The sequence below is a fragment of the Candidatus Berkelbacteria bacterium genome, assembly GCA_016187225.1.
Classification (GTDB): domain Bacteria; phylum Patescibacteriota; class UBA1384; order JACPKC01; family JACPKC01; genus JACPKC01.
Map to the genome: position 1 here is coordinate 1 of JACPKC010000011.1, position 1,588 is coordinate 1,588.

Genomic DNA, 1,588 nt, shown 5'->3' on the forward strand with positions numbered 1-1,588 from the left:
ATGACAAAACGGCACGAGGCGGAGAGACAGATTCAAGAAGTTGCCGAAGAACTCGGAGTTACTTTGATGTCTGAAGAAGAACTCGGCGCTTTTATCAAAGCGGTAGAGGATAAGTTATGAAAACCATTGACTTGACTGAAAGTTATATACGGCATGTCTTGGGGGATAACGACCTTGCGGCATACGAACAGGAAATGCCGGAATTGTTTCGGCACTATTTTACGTTTTGGGGCGAGAGAAAATCCTTCCGTCCCATGTTGAAAGACGCAGCCGCAGTCCAAGAAAAACGCGACTTAGTACAATCACGGTTTTTGGAAATTGAACGACGGTTACAAAGTGCGGGTTTAAATACATCCGGATTTACTACCGTATTACTTGTTGGCCAGCAGTGTACGAATGGGCATGCATTTCGGCAAGAGGATAGGTTTATTGTGTGGCTGCCGATTGAAGCATATAACACGACGCAAGAAGTAGATATTTTTATCACGCACGAGATTGTCCACGCGCTGCATTATACGGCCGTGCCGGATTTTTATTTTACGACAAAGCAAGAAAAAGATAATACGTTGCGGCAACTTGTAACCGAGGGCATTGCGACATATGTTTCCGAGACTGCATGGGGTGTTGATGAAGCAACAGCGTTGTGGGCAAACAGTATTCCGGTGGACGCGCGACAGCACTGGATGGCGCAGTGTGCTGGGCGTTTAAAAGAACTGTGTTGGTTTTCCCTTGCGCATATCAACGAATCCTCCGCCGGGTTTTTTCAAGCGAATAATCCGAGCGACATATTCAGTTACCGAGCAGGATATTATGTGGGACTGCAAATTATCAAACAAGCAGTCCGCCAAATGCAGTTAACTCCGTCGCAACTTTTACAAATATCTAAAACCAAATGGAAAGAGTTTGTCTTACAGGGACTCCAGCGATGTGCGTAGATATATAAAGATAAAGGGAGGCAATGCGGCCTCCCTTAGTCTCCGTGTGCGGTGTAGTTTAATCTTGATGGGGGTCGGCTGCGGTGTGGCTAAAGTGGTCAAGTACTTAAGCCGCATGCAGCCGGGCAGCGAGGTCAGCGAGTGACCCGTGGCCGCGGAACGCGTACCACACCTCGGTGGAGAGTAGGCTTGAGGCGATGAAGAAAGCGTTGAAGTGTTCCTAGATGGTGAAGCAGTTCGTTCTTTCTCAGTTAATCGTTTCCTCCCTAAGCTGTGCCCCACGACGATGTGAGGTTTTTTTGCGGTTTTTCTCTCTATCGCTTTTTTGTATCTCTCTTGCGCGATTAAGTAATTGACATGCCTGTGTCGAGAAGTCCGGATACTGGTGGAGCGCGAGGAAGATGCTTGCGAAGCGAAGGTATCCTACTTCATAATTTCTGCCCTTCTTACTCCAGAGAGAATCCAAAACGAGATGCCCGATTTCTTTTGAATACACCTCTTTCTTTGCCAAGCCTCGAATTTTGTTGATAATCTCCTCGGCGAGATCATCGATCGCCGCGTCATCGAGGACAACTTTCCGTAATGCCAACGCGAGACCTCGGCGAATTTTTGTGGGGTCGAGAACCTCCCGCTTGCCCGAATGTTTGCGAACG

General features: G+C 47.8%; 2 protein-coding genes. One reads left to right on the forward strand and one right to left on the reverse strand.

Translation table 11 applies throughout. From position 1 onward, the window contains the following. The first annotated feature begins 116 nt into the window (after positions 1 to 116). Entirely contained in the window at positions 117 to 935 is an 819-nt protein-coding gene (locus HYW32_04505) for a hypothetical protein (protein ID MBI2590246.1), read from the forward strand. A gap of 247 nt (positions 936 to 1,182) precedes the next feature. Here HYW32_04505 and HYW32_04510 read toward each other — a convergent pair. Beyond that, positions 1,183 to 1,588: hypothetical protein (locus HYW32_04510; GenBank protein MBI2590247.1), on the reverse strand; the 406-nt coding region annotated here is incomplete at its 5' end.